The organism is Microvirga splendida, assembly GCF_016427565.1.
GTDB lineage: Bacteria > Pseudomonadota > Alphaproteobacteria > Rhizobiales > Beijerinckiaceae > Microvirga > Microvirga splendida.
Genome location: NZ_JAELXT010000014.1, coordinates 90652 through 104809 on the forward strand (window position 1 = coordinate 90652; position 14158 = coordinate 104809).

Consider the following 14158-nt stretch of genomic DNA (forward strand, 5'->3'; position numbering starts at 1 on the left):
GGATCTCGGGAACACCCGAGATCCGGGAGAGGGAGTACCCGAGCTACACTTTGAACGCGATCCCGGATCGGCTTGCGCCGTCCGGGATGACCAAGGTTCAAGCCTTCGCGACAGGCTCGACCTCGGCAAACAGATACCGCTCGAACCAGTCCGGAAATGCCTTTGCCAGCGTTCGTGGCCCCTCCACTGTCAGCCCCATCCGCCGTGCTTCGGCAAAGCTCACGTCGCCCCGCCACCAGGCAACCAAGGCCGCCAGACCGGTGCGGATGCACAGCGGCTCCGGGAAGCCGGGATTCTGGGTGCAGAGGGAGACCTCCCCCTCCTTCAGCAGCAGGAAGCGGGGCTGGCGCTGCCCCTCCACCTCGAAGCGGATGACGAGGGGCTCCCTGGGCAGGGCCTCCACCCGCACCCGCCGCTGCATGTCGACGAGGACGGGCTCGAGATCGAGATCCTCCGCCTCCGCGTGCCGCGGCAGCCAGCGCTGGCCCCAGGTGCCGAGCGCGCTCACCACGTCTATCAGTTCCCGGCCGGCGTCGGTGAGCGCGTATTCCGGCCCATGCTCGCCCTCGATGCGCGAGACCGCCCCGACATGCACCAGTGCCTGCAGGCGCTCCGACAGCATGGTGCGGGAGATGCGCGGGATGCCCCGGCGGATGTCGTTGAAGCGCCGGCTGCCGCACAGGAGCTCGCGCACCACGAGAAGGGTCCAGCGCCCGCCGACCGCCTCATGGGCGCGGGCCACGGAACAGAACTGACCGTAATCTGCCATGGGCCAACCGCTAGCATGGCGGCACGGCGCACAGAAGTCCGGATTCCGGACCTGACGGGGCGGCCGTCCCGGTCTAACCGGAATGCACCAACCCGGAGGGCATCCATGACCGCACAGCCCCGCACCATCCTCGAGCGCATCGGCGGCACCGCGCTGATCCCCCTGCGCCGCCTCGTGCCGGCCAACGGCGCCCGCATTCTCATGAAGCTGGAAAACGAGAACCCCACCGGCAGCATGAAGGACCGCATGGCGCTCGCCATGATCGAGGCGGCCGAAGCCGACGGTCGCCTGAAGGCCCGCGGCACGGTGGTGGAATATACCGGCGGCAGCACCGGAGTGTCCCTGGCGCTCGTCTGCGCCGTGAAGGGATACCCGCTCGACGTCGTGACCTCCGATGCCTTTTCGCGCGAGAAGCTCGATCACATGCGGCTGCTTGGCGCGACGCTGCACATTGTGGAAAGCGACGGCGGGCGCATGACCGAAAAGCTCACCAGGGACATGATCGAGCAGGCGCGGATCATCGCCGAGGCGAAAGGCTCCTTCTGGACCGACCAGATGAAGAACCGGGACCAGATCGCCGCCTATCATCGGATGGCGGACGAGATCTGGAGCCAGACGGGCGGCAGGGTCGACGGCTTCGTTCAGAGCGTCGGCACGGCGGCGTCCTTGCGCGGCATCGCGGAGGGCCTGCGGCGCCATCGCGACGGGGTCAGGATCGTCGCCGTGGAGCCGGCCGAATCCGCAGTGCTCTCCGGCGGCCCTTCGGGCGCGCACAGGATCGACGGTATCGGCGCAGGCTATGTGGTGCCGCTCTGGCAGCCGGCGATTGCGGATGACATCGAACGCGTCTCGACGGAAGAGGCCGTGGCGATGGCCTTCCGCCTCGCCCGCGAGGAAGGCCTGTTCGCCGGAACCTCCACCGGCGCCAATGTGCTCGCGGCCTTGCGGCTTGCGGAAAAGCTCGGGCCGGATGCCATCATTGTCACCGTGATGTGCGATACGGGGATGAAGTACCTGAAGACCTTTGGCGCGCGCATCGAGACGAACCAGCACGCCTGACTCCGTCGCATCAGGGAAGGGCCGGCAGCCTGCGCTTGACCGGAGATGCCTTGACGATGGACGTGCTGGTCTGCGCCCTCTGGGCGATCCGCTCCAGGACCGGATCGAGCTCGTCGATGGAGCGCAGGAGATAGCGGGCGACGAAGCAGTCTTCGCCGGTGACCTTGTCGCACTCGATCACCTCGGGGCTCTCGATCAGGAGCTTCTCCACGTGGTGCAGCTGTCCCGGCAGAGGCCGGATGCGCACGATGGCCGTCAGGGTATAGCCCAGGGCCTTCGGGTCGAGTTCGACCGTGTAGGCTTTGACGACGCCGTCTTCCTCCAGCCGCCGCAGCCGTTCGGCGACGCTCGGAGCCGACAGGCCCACGCTGCGGGCGAGCTCCGCAGTGGAGAGCCTGGCATTGTCGCTCAACAGCGCGATCAGCGCCCGGTCGATCTCGTCCAGGGCAGCATTTTTGCTTTTAAGGTTCTTTGCTGAAATCGCCATTGCTTCGAAGGCCGATCATCCATTGCGCTTTCTAACCCGACAGTACGCCTAGCCCGGCAAAAGATAAAGTTGGCCCTCGTTGATGGAGGTGCAGCCATGAATTTACAGATGGGTTTGTCGGGACGGCTGGAAATGATCGCCGCGATGGCGCTCTCGGGCACCATCGGGTACTTCGTGGTCGAATCCGGCCAGAGCGTCTGGAACGTGGCGTTCTTCCGCTGCCTGTTCGGGGCCTTGAGCCTGCTCGCCTATTGCTGGGCCAAGGGCCTGCTCACGCCCTGGCGCTTCTCCGCCCGCACCCTGGGACTCGCGCTCTTGAGCGGCGTGGCCATCGTGCTCAACTGGGTGCTGCTGTTCTCGTCCTACGAGCATGCGTCGATCTCGATCGCCACGGCCGTCTACAACACCCAGCCGTTCTTCCTGATCCTGCTCGGGACGATCCTGTTCGGCGAGCGGCCGACACCGGACACGCTCGGCTTCATCGCCTTGGCCTTTGCCGGGCTCCTGATGGTGACGCAGATCGAGGCCGGCGGCCTCTCCCTGACGGGCGGCTATGGAATCGGGCTCGTGCAGGCCCTGGGCGCGGCCTTTCTCTATGCGGTGGCATCCGTCATCGTGAAGCAGCTCAAGGGCATCCCGCCGCACCTGATCGCGCTCGTGCAAGCCATGCTCGGCACCCTGATGCTCCTGCCGCTCGCGGACTTCTCGGCTCTGCCGGCAGCGTCCACGCAATGGGGATACCTGGTGGCACTAGGCGTCGTGCATACCGGCATCATGTACATCCTGCTCTATGCGGCGCTTCAGAAGCTGCCGACGCCGATAATCGCCGTGCTCTCGTTCACCTATCCGGCCGTCGCCATTCTGGTGGACTACCTGGCCTATGGCCGTGAGCTGTCCCTCGGCCAGTGGAGCGGCATCGGGCTGATTCTGCTCGGCAGCGCCGGGGTGAACCTGAAGTGGCGGCTGAGGCTCGGTCGTCCGGAAATCAATCCCGCCCGGTCTTGAGCAGATCCGGCCTTCTTTCGCGCGTGATGCGCTCCGACTCTTCCCGACGCCAGCGCTCGATCATGGCATGGTTGCCGGAGAGCAGCACGTCGGGAATGGGCCGCCCTTCCCACTCGCGAGGGCGCGTGTAGTGAGGGTATTCGAGGCGGTTCGACTCGAAGCTCTCCTCCGTGCCGGAGGCCTCTTTGCCCATGACACCGGGGAGCAGGCGCACGCAGGCGTCGAGCACGATCATGGCGGCCATCTCGCCGCCGGACAGCACATAGTCGCCGATGGACACCTCTTGCAGCCCACGCGCCTCGATCACGCGCTCGTCCACGCCCTCGAACCGGCCGCAGACGATGACGACGCCGGGACCTGCCGCGAGGTCGCGTACATAGGCTTGCGTGAGCGGTTTTCCGCGCGGGCTCATGAGCAGCTTCGGGCGCGGGTCGTCGGCCGGCACGGCATCGTCGATGGCCGCTCCCAGCACGTCGCAGCGGAGCACCATGCCGGGACCGCCGCCGGCCGGCGTGTCGTCGACGGTGCGATGACGGCCAAGACCGTGATCGCGGATGTTCCTCGCCTCAAGCGACCACACGCCGCGCGCCAGCGCATCGCCGGAGAGCGACATCCCGAGCGGGCCTGGGAACATGTCCGGATAAAGAGTGAGAATGGTGGCGGAAAAACTCACGCCTCGTCCTCAGGCTGAGGCTTCGCCGGCTCGAACAGATCGTCCGGAGGTGCCGCCACGATGCGCTTCCCCGCGACATCCACCACGGGCACGAAGGCCTTGGTGAAGGGCAGGAGCGCGGTCGGGCCCTTTTGCGCGGGTGCGATTTCGAGAAGATCGCCGCCGCCGTAATTGGGCACCGCCACCACGGTGCCGATGATCTCGCCGGCTTCGGTCTGGACCGACAGGCCGATCAGGTCGGCAAGCAGAAACTCGTCCTCCTCGTCGGGGGGAGGAAGCCTGTCGCGCTCCACATGGAGCTGCACGCGGTTGAGCGCCTCGGCGGCTTCGCGCGTGGTGATGCCATCGACGACCGCGATCAGCAGATCGGGTGCGTCGCCGGGAGCGGGGCGAGCGTTTTTCAAGGAATAGGTCCGGCCGTTGCTCGCAATGAGCGGCCGGTAATCGGCAATCGCCTGAGGATCGCCGGTATGGGACTTCAGCCGCACTTCGCCTTTCAGGCCATGAGCGCGGCCGAACTCGCCGACAAGGACGAGGTCGTTTCTAACGAACTGCAGCGCCTTCCCTCCCCCCTTTGCGGGGGAGGGTGGCGAACGCAGTGAGCCGGGAGAGGGGGAGTCCGAAGTTCGAGCACGGCCCCTCTCCCGACCCTCGCTGACGCGAGGGCCACCCTCTCCCGCTACGGGGAGAGGGCGAAGGTCCTGCTTGTTCGAACGCCCCCGCTTCATATCGAAGCTTACGCAGCCTCGCCTTCACCGGCGGGAGCGGCAGCCGCGGCGGCCTTGGCGTCGGCGCGCTCCTGGGACTTCTTGCCCGGGACAGCCTTCTGCGGGTTGTTGCGGGCCGGACGCTTCAGGAGGCCGGCGGCATCGAGGAAGCGCAGGACGCGGTCGGTCGGCTGGGCACCCTTGGCGAGCCAGGCCTGGATCTTCTCGGTCTCGAGAACGACGCGGCCGGCGTCATCCTTCGGCTTCATCGGGTCGTAGGTGCCGACCTTCTCGATGAAGCGGCCATCACGCGGGGAGCGCGAGTCGGCGACGACGATGCGGTAGTAGGGACGCTTCTTCGCACCACCACGGGTGAGACGGATCTTCAGGGACATGGGATACTCCTTTTGGTGTCCTGTGATCAAACCTTGTGCCGCTCCGGATCAGCCCGGAGCGACGAAACCTATTTCTTCTTCCCGAACGGGAAGCCGCCGATGCCCGGCAGGCCCTTCGGCCCGCCAAGTCCCGGAAGACCCGGCACACCCTTCGGCATCGACGGAAGTCCGCCGGCGCCACCGGGGAAGTCGGGGAGCTTGCCGCCCATCTGCTTCTGCAGGGCCTCGATCTGCTCCGGGGTCGGCTGGGGCATGCCACCCATGCCGCCGCCGAGGCCGAACATCTTGCCGAGCTGGCCGGCCATGCCCTTGCCCTTGCCGCCGCCCATCATCTTCATCATGTCGGCCATCTGGCGGTGCATCTTGAGCAGCTTGTTGATGTCCTCGACCTTCATGCCGGCACCGGCCGCGATGCGCTTCTTGCGCGAGGCCTTGAGGATGTCGGGGTTGCGGCGCTCCGCCGGGGTCATGGAATCGATGATGGCGCGCTGGCGCTTGATGACCTTGTCGTCGAGATTGGCGTTCTCGAGCTGCGACTTCATCTTGGCGATGCCGGGCAGCATGCCGAGCATCCCGCCGATGCCGCCGATCTTCTCCATCTGGGCGAGCTGGTCGCGCAGGTCTTCGAGATCGAACTTGCCCTTGCGCATCTTGTCGGCCATGCGCTGGGCTTTTTCGGCGTCGAAATTCTCGGCCGCCCTTTCCACGAGCGAGACGATGTCGCCCATGCCGAGGATGCGGTTGGCGACGCGGGAGGGATGAAACTCCTCGAGCGCATCGACCTTTTCGCCCGTGCCGATAAGCTTGATCGGCTTGCCGGTCACGGCGCGCATGGACAGGGCCGCACCGCCGCGGGCATCGCCGTCCATGCGGGTCAGCACGATGCCGGTCACGCCGAGGCGCTGGTCGAAGGCACGGGCGGTGTTGACCGCGTCCTGGCCGGTAAGCGCATCGGCCACGAGCAGCACCTCGTGCGGGCCGGTGGCGGCGCGCACTTCGGCTGCTTCCACCATCAGGGCCTCGTCCACGGTGACGCGGCCGGCGGTGTCGAGCATGACCACGTCGTAGCCGCCGAGGCGGGCAGCCTCCATGGCGCGCCGGGCGATCTGCACCGCCGACTGGCCGGCGACGATCGGCAGCGTGTCGACGCCGACCTGCTTGCCGAGCACCGCGAGCTGCTCCTGGGCTGCCGGGCGGCGGGTGTCGAGGGAGGCCATGAGCACCTTGCGGCTCTCGCGATCCTTCAGGCGCCGGGCGATCTTGGCCGTGGTCGTCGTCTTACCCGAACCCTGGAGACCGACCATGAGGATGCCCACGGGGGGCACCGCGTTGAGGCTGATGACCTCCGCGTCCGCGCCCAGCATCTCCACGAGCTGGTCGTGGACGATCTTGACCACCTGCTGGCCGGGCGAGACCGACTTGACCACCTCGGCACCGACTGCGCGGGCGCGCACCTTGTCCGTGAACGAGCGCACCACCTCCAGCGCCACGTCCGCCTCGAGCAGGGCGCGGCGGACCTCACGCAGGGCCGCGTTGACATCGTCCTCGGTGAGCGCGCCGCGGCGCGTCAGCCCGTTGAGGATATTGGAAAGCTTATCGGACAGGCCTTCGAACATGATCACTCAATTCCTCTTGCGATGAGAGGTACATCGCGATCCTCGATGGCTTTTTCAAAGTGGCGGATGGCCGCCTCGAACTTGTCGCGGCAGCCGGGATTGCAGAAGCCGACCACCTCGCCGCGATAGAGGGTGAGCGAGTCCGCCGCGATCGGCTTTCCCGACCACGGGCAGGTCTCGTTGACTGCGTCCTCGATGCGTAAAGCGCTGTCCGACATTCGTGACCATCCCAACGCGAAACCCAAATGAAAGCGCGCCCGAGGGCGCATCGCGCTGTCGGACGTTGACCTCCAGCCTCTCGGGCTGGTCGGCGGCTCAAAAAGGGCTCGCTCTACAGATTTGCGGCCAGCCGATAAGGGAAAATGGCACGAGAGTCAAGAAAAAGGCCGGGCATTGGGAGCCCTGGGGTCGGCGGCACCGTCATCCCGGACGAAGCGCAGCGAAGATCCGGGATCGTGTTCAGGACAAAGCGCCGTTCTCGTCTTGCGATCCCGGATCGCCTTTGGGGTCCGGGATGACGCTCTACAGGATTGACCTTGAACCCTTGCCGATTCGCCTCCTCATCCCCACGCTTAAAGCTTCGCCGAGGATCCCTGCACCCATGAACCGCCGCACCCTGATCAAAGCGCTTGGCTTTCCCGTTGTCGCCGCTACCGGGGCGCTGGGCTGGATGACCGCCGCGCGCTCGAAGAACCGCTATTACGAGGGTCCGGTCAGCGACCATTTCGACGGAGTGCGCTTCTTCACGCCGGGCCAGCCGCAGGACAAGGGCCTGCTCGAACTCGCCCGCTGGCGGCTCGGCGGCGGGCGCAAGGACTGGCCGGAGAGCTTTCCGAGCCCGTTCCGGGACAAGCCCCCGGCAGAGGTGCCGGGCCTGCGCTCGGCGCTCATCGGCCACGCCTCGTTCCTGATCCAGGTAGCCGGCCTCAATATCCTGACCGATCCGGTCTATTCCGAGAAGGCGAGCCCGGTCTCCTTCGCCGGCCCCACGCGGGTCAACCCGCCCGGCATTGCCTTCGAGGACCTGCCGCCGATCCACGTGGTGCTGATCACCCACAACCACTACGACCATCTCGACACCGACACGCTCGGCCGTCTCTGGCAGCGGCACCGACCGAAATTCGTGGCGCCGCTGGGCAACGATGCGGTGATCCGGGCCGAGCATCCGGAGATCCCGGTCGAGACGCGGGACTGGGGCGGGTCGGTGGACCTCGGCAACGGCGTCCTGGCCCATCTGGAGCCCGCCTATCACTGGTCGGCGCGGGGCATCAACGACCGGCGCATGGCGCTCTGGTGCGCCTTCGTGCTCACCACGCCTTCCGGCGTGATCTACCACATCGGCGATACGGGCTTCGGCGACGGCAAGATCTTCCATGCGGTGCGCGAGCGCTTCGGCCAACCGCGCCTCGCGCATCTGCCCATCGGAGCCTACGAGCCGCGCTGGTTCATGAAGCCGCAGCACATGAACCCGGAGGATGCCGTGAAGGTGCTGCGGATCATCGAGGCCGAGCAGGCGCTGGGCCACCATTGGGGCACGTTCCGGCTCACCGACGAAGGTATCGAGGAGCCGCAGCAGGAACTCGCAACCGCGCTTCAGGCCGCCGAAATTCCGGGCGACCGGTTCAGGGCGTTGCGGCCCGGCGAGGCGTGGTCTGCGTCAGCGTGAGGATCGGCTCAGCGAGGTCCTGCGGAGCATCCACGAGGCAGGCGACGCCTGCTTCAATCAGTTCCTGCCGGGAGCCGTAGCCCCAGGTCACGCCGATGCTTGTAAGCCCATTGGCCTTCGCCCCGATGGCGTCGTGCTTCCGGTCGCCGATCATCACGGCGCCCATTGGGTCGAAGCGCTCCTGCTTGAGGATGTGCCGGATGAGATCGCGCTTGTCGGCGTTGCGGTTGTCCGGTTCCGAGCCGTAGATCTCGACGAAGAAGCGCGACAGGTCGAAATGATCGAGGATCCGCCGCGCGAAGACCTGGAGCTTCGAGGTCGCCACATAAAGGCGAACGTTCTTCTCCCGAAGATCCTCAAGCAAGGCCGGGATGCCCGCATAGACCTCGTTCTCGAACAGGCCGATAGTGCCGTAGCGTTCGCGATAAAGGCGCACGGCCTCCTGCACCTCGTCCGCTCCGCCCAGAAGCTCCGTGAAGCTTGCAAAAATCGTCGGGCCGATCATCCAGGTCAGTTCGTCCGCTTCCGGAACAGGGCGTCCCAGCCTGTCCAGGGCGTACTGGACCGAGCGGGTGATGCCCACCTTCGGGTCCGTCAGGGTCCCGTCGAGATCGAAGAGAGCGATCATCGCGGGCGTTATTCCTTCGGCTGAACGTAGATGTTCACCTCGAAGTTGGTGTCCTGCGAATCCGTGAAGTCGCTCACATATTCCTCGATGAACGCGTCCTTGGCCACGATCTCCTTGATGTCGAGATAGGCCGTGATCGTCTCGTAGGTGCCGTCGATCTCGTCGTATGCATCCTTGTGCACGAAGCGGAAGGACTTGCCCTCCGGCGTGCGGCCGAACTTGATCTCCGGCGTGAGCTCGGTCTTGCCTTCCGGCACCCTCGCGATCGGCACCATAGCCTCGTACTTGAAGCCGTTGTCGTCGGTGTCGATGAAGATCGTGAGCGGCCGGCCCGCGGGCGCGATCCCGGCCTTCTTCATCTCGGCGTCGATCTTGGCGAAGGCATTCTTCAGATTGTCGTAGGCCTCGTCCCAGGCGCTGATGCCGGCGAGCACCACCGTGTTCTTGGCAACGAGCACCCCCTCCTCGACCCCGGTCGGATCGCTCGGATTCGGGAACAGGGTGGAGCGGCCCGCCTCCTGCACCGGAGCCGGGCTGGCGGGCGCCGGAGGGGTGGCCGGAGCGGGCTGGGCCGTCGCGGGAGCCTCGGGCTGGGCCGGGGTCTCCGATGGAGCGGGAGCCGTCTGGGCCTGCGGCGCAGGCTGAGGTGCGGCTGGAGCCGCCGGGGGCTCGGCGGGCGGTGGCGTGGTCGCGGGCGTCTCGGTTGCCGCCGGTGGCGGGCTCGCCGGCGGAGGCGTCTGCGCCAGCGCCACCCCGGAGCAGAGGGCCAGGACGAGAACAGGAAGAGAGAAGCGCAGCCGCATGAGAAGAACGCCTTACCCGCGAATCACGAAGGGATACCTTGCTGCACCATATGGGGCTTTGAACCATGCGGCGAGAGCATCCACAGGCCGCTGTGGAGAGACTGATTGCAGCAGGGCTGCACAACAATTGGTCTGATTGACAATCCTATGCCCTGACGGACCCTGGGCCCGGTGGCCTATGCTCAGGCTTCGTCTTCTCACCTCGGGCTGCTTCATGACGGAAGACTTCCTCATCTTTGCGCTGATCGGCTTCGGGGCGCAGCTCGTCGACGGGGCGCTCGGCATGGCTTTCGGGGTGCTCTCCACGACAAGCCTCCTCGCCTTCGGGGTGCCGCCGGCGACCGCCAGTGCCGTCACCCACGTGACGGAGATCTTCACCACGGCGGCCTCCGGCACCTCCCATGTGATCCACCGCAACGTGAACTGGCGCCTCGTCGCCCGGCTGGCGCCGGCCGGCATGATCGGCGGCGGCGTCGGGGCCTTCATCCTGGCCAATATCGACGCCAGGACCATCCAGCCCCTGGTCTCGGCCTATCTCATGGCGATCGGCCTCTACATCCTGTTCAAGGCCTTCCGACCTCTCTGGCCCAGGGAGGTGCGCGACTGGCTGGTGCCCTGGATCGGGGCCGGCGGCGGCCTGCTCGACGCCATGGGCGGCGGCGGGTGGGGACCCATCGTCACGAGTTCCCTGATCGGCCGGGGCCATGCGCCCCGGCAGGTGATCGGCTCCACGAATCTCACGGAATTCCTCGTCACGACGGTCATCTCCGCCACCTTCATCGTGACGCTCGGCTGGTCCGAGCTGAGTTCGGCGGCGGGCCTCATCGTCGGGGGCGTCCTGGCGGCTCCCCTCGGCGGGCTGGTGGTCAGCCGCGTGCCGACCCGTCCGCTGATGGTGGTCGTCGGCCTGCTCATCATCGCCACCAGCATTCCCCGGATCGTCCAGGCTTTTTAGATCCTATTGCCGCAGGGCTTTTCGTTCCCTCTCGCGATTTCCGACGTTTTCGGCCATATACGCCCGCATGAGTGCCCTTTCGAACAGCCGCTTCCTGAAGATGAACGGTCTCGGCAACGAGATCACCGTGCTGGACCTGCGCGGCTCCCCCCATCGCGTGAGCGCCGCAGAAGCGCGCGCCATCGCGGCAGATCCGCGCTCGCGCTTCGATCAGCTCATGGTGCTGCACGATCCCGTGACCCCGGGCACCGATGCCTATATGCGCATCTACAACACGGATGGCTCGGAATCGGGCGCCTGCGGCAACGGCACCCGCTGCGTCGCCTGGGCAATGACCTCCGATCCGATCATGAGCCGGCCTCAGGACCGCGACCTGGTGCTGGAGACCACGGCCGGGCTCCTGCCCGTGGAGCGCGTCTCGGACCGGGTCTTCACCGTCGACATGGGCCCGCCGCGGCTGGCCTGGAACGAGATCCCTCTGCGCGATCCGTATCCGGACACCCGCACCATCGCGCTCGACACGAGGCTGCCCGAGGCGCCCGAGCTGCAGGCTCCGTCGGCCGTCAGCATGGGCAACCCGCATGTGATCTTCTGGGTCGCGGATGCGGAAGGCTACGATCTCGCCGCCATCGGCCCGGTCTTCGAGCACGATCCGGCTCTCCCGGAGCGCGCCAACATCTCGTTTGCTCAGGTTCAGAGCCCCGAGCACATCGTGCTTCGTGTCTGGGAGCGCGGTGCCGGTGCAACACGCGCCTGCGGCTCGGCCGCCTGCGCCACCCTCGTGGCCGCCGCCCGCAAGGGGCTCACCGGCCGCAGGGCCGTGGTGGCGCTGCCCGGCGGCGATCTCGTCATCGAATGGCGCGAGAGCGACGACCATGTGCTCATGACCGGCCCGACCGAGCTGGAGCACGAGGGCATTCTTTCGCCTGCCCTCTTCTCGGAGGTGGCCTGATGGACCGGGATCCCCTTCCCTCGCTGCGCTCGCCGGGGATGCCCACTTCGTCGCCGGGTGGCGTCGAAGTGGTCACCTTCGGCTGCCGGCTCAACACCTACGAGTCGGAGGCCATGCAGCGCCACGCGCAGGATGCCGGCCTTGGCGAGGTCGTGATCGTCAACACCTGCGCGGTGACGGCCGAGGCGACGCGCCAGGCGCGCCAGTCGATCCGCAGGATCGCCCGCGAGAAGCCCGGCGCCCGCATCGTCGTGACGGGCTGCGCGGCTCAAGTGGAGCCCGAAACCTTTGCCGCCATGCCTGAGGTGTCCCAGGTTGTCGGCAACCACGAGAAGATGAAGGCCGAGACCTGGGCCGGGATGCGCGACTTCGGCGTCGGTGCCTCGGAGAGGGTTCTCGTCAACGACATCATGGCGGTGAAGGAAACCGCCGTTCACCTCATCGACGGCATGCGCGGGCGCACCCGCGCCTTCGTGCAGGTGCAGAACGGCTGCGACCACCGCTGCACCTTCTGCATCATTCCCTATGGCCGGGGGAACTCCCGCTCCGTTCCGATGGGCGCGGTGGTGGATCAGGTGCGCACCCTCGTGGAGCACGGCTCCCGCGAGGTAGTGCTCACCGGCGTCGACATCACGAGCTACGGCAAGGACCTGCCGGGCGAGCCGAAGCTCGGCACCCTGGTGAAAGGCCTGCTGCGCCACGTGCCGGAGCTGGAGCGCCTGCGCATCTCGTCCATCGATTCGGTGGAGGCGGACGACGACCTTTTCGACGTGATCGCCAGCGACGGTCGCTTGATGCCGCATCTGCATCTCTCCCTGCAGGCCGGCGACGACATGATCCTCAAGCGCATGAAGCGCCGTCATCTGCGCCAGGATGCCATCGCGTTCTGCGAGCAGGTGAAGCGGCTGCGCCCCGACATGGTCTTCGGCGCCGACATCATCGCGGGCTTCCCGACGGAGACCGAGGAGATGTTCGCCCGCTCCCTCGACATCGTCGAGGAATGCAGCCTCACGCATCTCCACGTCTTCCCGTTCTCGCCCCGCCCCGGCACGCCGGCAGCCCGCATGCCGCAGGTCGCCCGCGACGTGGTGAAGGACCGGGCGCGCAGGCTTCGCGAAAAGGGCGAGGCCGCCTTGCTGAAGCATCTTCGCGAGGAGGTCGGCGCGCGGCGCAACGTGCTGATCGAGTCGAACCAGCTCGGTCGCACGGAAGGTTTCACGCTCGTGCGTTTCGCACAGGCAGTGACGCCGGGCGAGATCGTGCCGGTGACCATCGCCGGGCATGACGGCAAGGAATTGCTGGCCGCGTAAGACGCCGTCATCCCGGACGGAGCGCAGCGGAGATCCGGGATCGCTCTCATCAATCCAGCACCACGTCATCACCGGCCTTGTGCCGGTGATCCCGGTCGAAAAAGCGTAGCGCCCTTCCAGTCGAGATGGCCGGGACAAGCCCGGCCATGACACGGGAGGTTCTAGTCTGCGCCGTCCGGGACGACGCCACACGCTTGCACCCGCTCGCGCATATGGGCCGGCACCGGCGCCTCCACGAGGATTGGCGGCTTCTTCGGGTAAAGCGGCACGGTGACGCTGCGGGCATGCAGGTGCAGGCCTGGTCCGCCGAAGCGGGGCGCCGTGCCGTAGATCGGATCGCCCAGGATCGGGAAACCCGAAGCCTGGCAATGGACGCGCAGCTGATGGGTGCGGCCGGTGACGGGGCGCAGTTCGAGCAGGGTGAGGCGCCTGTCATCCTCCCCTCGGATTTCGGGTGTTCCCGAAATCCGTTCTTGCTTTCCCAAGTCGGAAACATCCGACTTGGGTGGGGGAGGGTCGGAGCGCGTCAGCGATCCGGGGTGGGGTGGCAGCGCCGACGACGGTCGTGTTTCCACCCCCTCCCGCGCCTCCGGCGCGACCTCCCCCCTCAAGGGGGAGGTGTGCGTGCGCCCCAGGACCCGCCATTGCGTCAGCGAGGGCTGGCCCTTCGGGTCCACCTTCATCCACCAGCCGCGATCCGGCGATTTCGGCGCGAGAGCTAAGTCGATCTCTCCCTCGTCGGCCTCGGGTCCGCCCTCGACCACGGCCCAGTAGATCTTGTCGATCTCCGCCTTCTTGAACATCTCGTTGAGGCGCGCGATGGCTTTCGGGTGCCGGCCGAGTATGAGGCAGCCGGAGGTGTCCTTGTCGAGGCGGTGCGCGGCCTCCGGGCGGCGCGGCAGGCCGAAGCGCAGAGCGTCGAGATGATGAAACAGGGTCTCGCCGCCCTTGGGGCCCGGATGCACCGGCAGACCGGCGGGTTTGTCGATCACGAGCATCAGGGCATCGCGATACAGCAATCGGCTTACTATCTCTTCCGCATTCATGAGGCCTCGGCTAGAGTATCCGTCTTGATCAAGCGGGTTTTGGGGACCAGTTTCGCTGATCTCGCAAGAGTGCATTGGCCAGGATGA

Annotated in this window: 16 protein-coding genes; 6 read left to right on the plus strand and 10 right to left on the minus strand. The window is 66.7% G+C overall.

Annotated features, from left to right (window positions below; genetic code table 11):
• Positions 1–97 precede the first annotated feature (97 nt).
• Positions 98–769 (minus strand): winged helix-turn-helix transcriptional regulator, encoded by a 672-nt coding sequence (locus tag JAO75_RS14540; RefSeq protein WP_199049858.1) that lies wholly within the window; start codon positions 767–769, stop codon positions 98–100.
• 105 nt (positions 770–874) lie between these two features.
• On the opposite strand from JAO75_RS14540, the gene JAO75_RS14545 reads away from it, so the two are divergent.
• A complete protein-coding gene (locus tag JAO75_RS14545) occupies positions 875–1828 on the plus strand; it encodes a PLP-dependent cysteine synthase family protein (RefSeq protein ID WP_199049859.1) in 954 nt (317 codons plus the stop codon).
• Positions 1829–1838: 10 nt separating this feature from the next.
• Here the strand turns inward: JAO75_RS14545 and JAO75_RS14550 are convergent, their stop codons facing one another.
• Positions 1839–2315 carry an Lrp/AsnC family transcriptional regulator gene (locus JAO75_RS14550; protein ID WP_199049860.1) on the minus strand — a complete coding sequence of 159 codons (477 nt, stop codon included), beginning with the start codon at positions 2313–2315 and terminating at the stop codon, positions 1839–1841.
• 96 nt (positions 2316–2411) lie between these two features.
• On the opposite strand from JAO75_RS14550, the gene JAO75_RS14555 reads away from it, so the two are divergent.
• On the plus strand, positions 2412–3320 hold the full coding sequence (locus JAO75_RS14555; RefSeq protein WP_246742508.1) for a DMT family transporter: 909 nt from the start codon (positions 2412–2414) through the stop codon (positions 3318–3320).
• Here JAO75_RS14555 and trmD read toward each other — a convergent pair.
• The 5 genes from trmD to JAO75_RS14580 form a co-directional block, all read right to left on the minus strand.
• Positions 3301–3993: a tRNA (guanosine(37)-N1)-methyltransferase TrmD gene (trmD, locus tag JAO75_RS14560; RefSeq protein WP_199049861.1), complete on the minus strand. Its 693-nt coding sequence runs from the start codon at positions 3991–3993 to the stop codon at positions 3301–3303. The two genes, JAO75_RS14555 and trmD, sit on opposite strands and share 20 nt — an antisense overlap.
• A complete protein-coding gene (gene rimM, locus JAO75_RS14565) occupies positions 3990–4721 on the minus strand; it encodes a ribosome maturation factor RimM (protein WP_425523192.1) in 732 nt (243 codons plus the stop codon). Before rimM ends, trmD begins: the two co-directional genes overlap by 4 nt.
• An 8-nt stretch (positions 4722–4729) precedes the next feature.
• Positions 4730–5095, minus strand: a complete 366-nt coding sequence (gene rpsP / locus JAO75_RS14570; RefSeq protein WP_199049862.1) for a 30S ribosomal protein S16 — start codon at positions 5093–5095, stop codon at positions 4730–4732.
• 68 nt (positions 5096–5163) lie between these two features.
• Positions 5164–6711, minus strand: coding sequence for a signal recognition particle protein (gene ffh, locus JAO75_RS14575; protein WP_199049876.1), 1548 nt, complete (start codon positions 6709–6711; stop codon positions 5164–5166).
• Positions 6712–6713: 2 nt separating this feature from the next.
• Positions 6714–6929, minus strand: coding sequence for an eL24 family ribosomal protein (locus tag JAO75_RS14580; protein ID WP_199049863.1), 216 nt, complete (start codon positions 6927–6929; stop codon positions 6714–6716).
• A 383-nt stretch (positions 6930–7312) separates the two neighbouring features.
• Between JAO75_RS14580 and JAO75_RS14585 the strand changes: the two genes are divergently transcribed.
• A complete protein-coding gene (locus JAO75_RS14585; protein ID WP_199049864.1) occupies positions 7313–8377 on the plus strand; it encodes an MBL fold metallo-hydrolase in 1065 nt (354 codons plus the stop codon).
• On the opposite strand, the gene JAO75_RS14590 is transcribed toward JAO75_RS14585, so the two are convergent.
• Positions 8334–9005, minus strand: coding sequence for an HAD family hydrolase (locus tag JAO75_RS14590; protein ID WP_199049865.1), 672 nt, complete (start codon positions 9003–9005; stop codon positions 8334–8336). The genes JAO75_RS14585 and JAO75_RS14590 overlap by 44 nt on opposite strands.
• 8 nt (positions 9006–9013) lie before the next feature.
• Positions 9014–9808, minus strand: coding sequence for a GyrI-like domain-containing protein (locus JAO75_RS14595; RefSeq protein WP_199049866.1), 795 nt, complete (start codon positions 9806–9808; stop codon positions 9014–9016).
• A gap of 214 nt (positions 9809–10022) precedes the next feature.
• Here JAO75_RS14595 and JAO75_RS14600 point away from each other — a divergent pair, with 214 nt between their 5' ends.
• The 3 genes from JAO75_RS14600 to mtaB all read left to right on the plus strand — a co-directional run bounded on the left by JAO75_RS14600 (position 10023) and on the right by mtaB (position 13025).
• Positions 10023–10763, plus strand: a complete 741-nt coding sequence (locus JAO75_RS14600; RefSeq protein ID WP_199049867.1) for a sulfite exporter TauE/SafE family protein — start codon at positions 10023–10025, stop codon at positions 10761–10763.
• Between the two features lie 67 nt (positions 10764–10830).
• Entirely contained in the window at positions 10831–11715 is an 885-nt protein-coding gene (dapF, locus tag JAO75_RS14605; RefSeq protein WP_199049868.1) for a diaminopimelate epimerase, read from the plus strand.
• Positions 11715–13025: a tRNA (N(6)-L-threonylcarbamoyladenosine(37)-C(2))-methylthiotransferase MtaB gene (mtaB, locus tag JAO75_RS14610; RefSeq protein ID WP_246742509.1), complete on the plus strand. Its 1311-nt coding sequence runs from the start codon at positions 11715–11717 to the stop codon at positions 13023–13025. The genes dapF and mtaB overlap by 1 nt, the downstream gene beginning before the upstream one ends.
• Positions 13026–13186: 161 nt before the next feature.
• On the opposite strand, the gene JAO75_RS14615 is transcribed toward mtaB, so the two are convergent.
• Positions 13187–14071, minus strand: coding sequence for an RluA family pseudouridine synthase (locus JAO75_RS14615; RefSeq protein WP_199049869.1), 885 nt, complete (start codon positions 14069–14071; stop codon positions 13187–13189).
• Positions 14072–14158 lie beyond the last annotated feature (87 nt).

What these genes read in the sequence shown, in the direction of transcription:
- mtaB (WP_246742509.1), top strand. Translation starts at nt 11,715, where the DNA reads ATGGACCGGGATCCCCTTCCCTCGCTGCGCTCGCCGGGGATGCCCACT.
- JAO75_RS14590 (WP_199049865.1), bottom strand. Translation starts at nt 9,005, where the DNA reads ATGATCGCTCTCTTCGATCTCGACGGGACCCTGACGGACCCGAAGGTG.
- JAO75_RS14580 (WP_199049863.1), bottom strand. Translation starts at nt 6,929, where the DNA reads ATGTCGGACAGCGCTTTACGCATCGAGGACGCAGTCAACGAGACCTGC.
- rimM (WP_425523192.1), bottom strand. Translation starts at nt 4,721, where the DNA reads ATGAAGCGGGGGCGTTCGAACAAGCAGGACCTTCGCCCTCTCCCCGTA.
- JAO75_RS14595 (WP_199049866.1), bottom strand. Translation starts at nt 9,808, where the DNA reads ATGCGGCTGCGCTTCTCTCTTCCTGTTCTCGTCCTGGCCCTCTGCTCC.
- ffh (WP_199049876.1), bottom strand. Translation starts at nt 6,711, where the DNA reads ATGTTCGAAGGCCTGTCCGATAAGCTTTCCAATATCCTCAACGGGCTG.
- JAO75_RS14550 (WP_199049860.1), bottom strand. Translation starts at nt 2,315, where the DNA reads ATGGCGATTTCAGCAAAGAACCTTAAAAGCAAAAATGCTGCCCTGGAC.
- JAO75_RS14545 (WP_199049859.1), top strand. Translation starts at nt 875, where the DNA reads ATGACCGCACAGCCCCGCACCATCCTCGAGCGCATCGGCGGCACCGCG.
- JAO75_RS14555 (WP_246742508.1), top strand. Translation starts at nt 2,412, where the DNA reads ATGAATTTACAGATGGGTTTGTCGGGACGGCTGGAAATGATCGCCGCG.
- dapF (WP_199049868.1), top strand. Translation starts at nt 10,831, where the DNA reads ATGAGTGCCCTTTCGAACAGCCGCTTCCTGAAGATGAACGGTCTCGGC.
- JAO75_RS14540 (WP_199049858.1), bottom strand. Translation starts at nt 769, where the DNA reads ATGGCAGATTACGGTCAGTTCTGTTCCGTGGCCCGCGCCCATGAGGCG.
- rpsP (WP_199049862.1), bottom strand. Translation starts at nt 5,095, where the DNA reads ATGTCCCTGAAGATCCGTCTCACCCGTGGTGGTGCGAAGAAGCGTCCC.
- JAO75_RS14600 (WP_199049867.1), top strand. Translation starts at nt 10,023, where the DNA reads ATGACGGAAGACTTCCTCATCTTTGCGCTGATCGGCTTCGGGGCGCAG.
- JAO75_RS14585 (WP_199049864.1), top strand. Translation starts at nt 7,313, where the DNA reads ATGAACCGCCGCACCCTGATCAAAGCGCTTGGCTTTCCCGTTGTCGCC.
- JAO75_RS14615 (WP_199049869.1), bottom strand. Translation starts at nt 14,071, where the DNA reads ATGAATGCGGAAGAGATAGTAAGCCGATTGCTGTATCGCGATGCCCTG.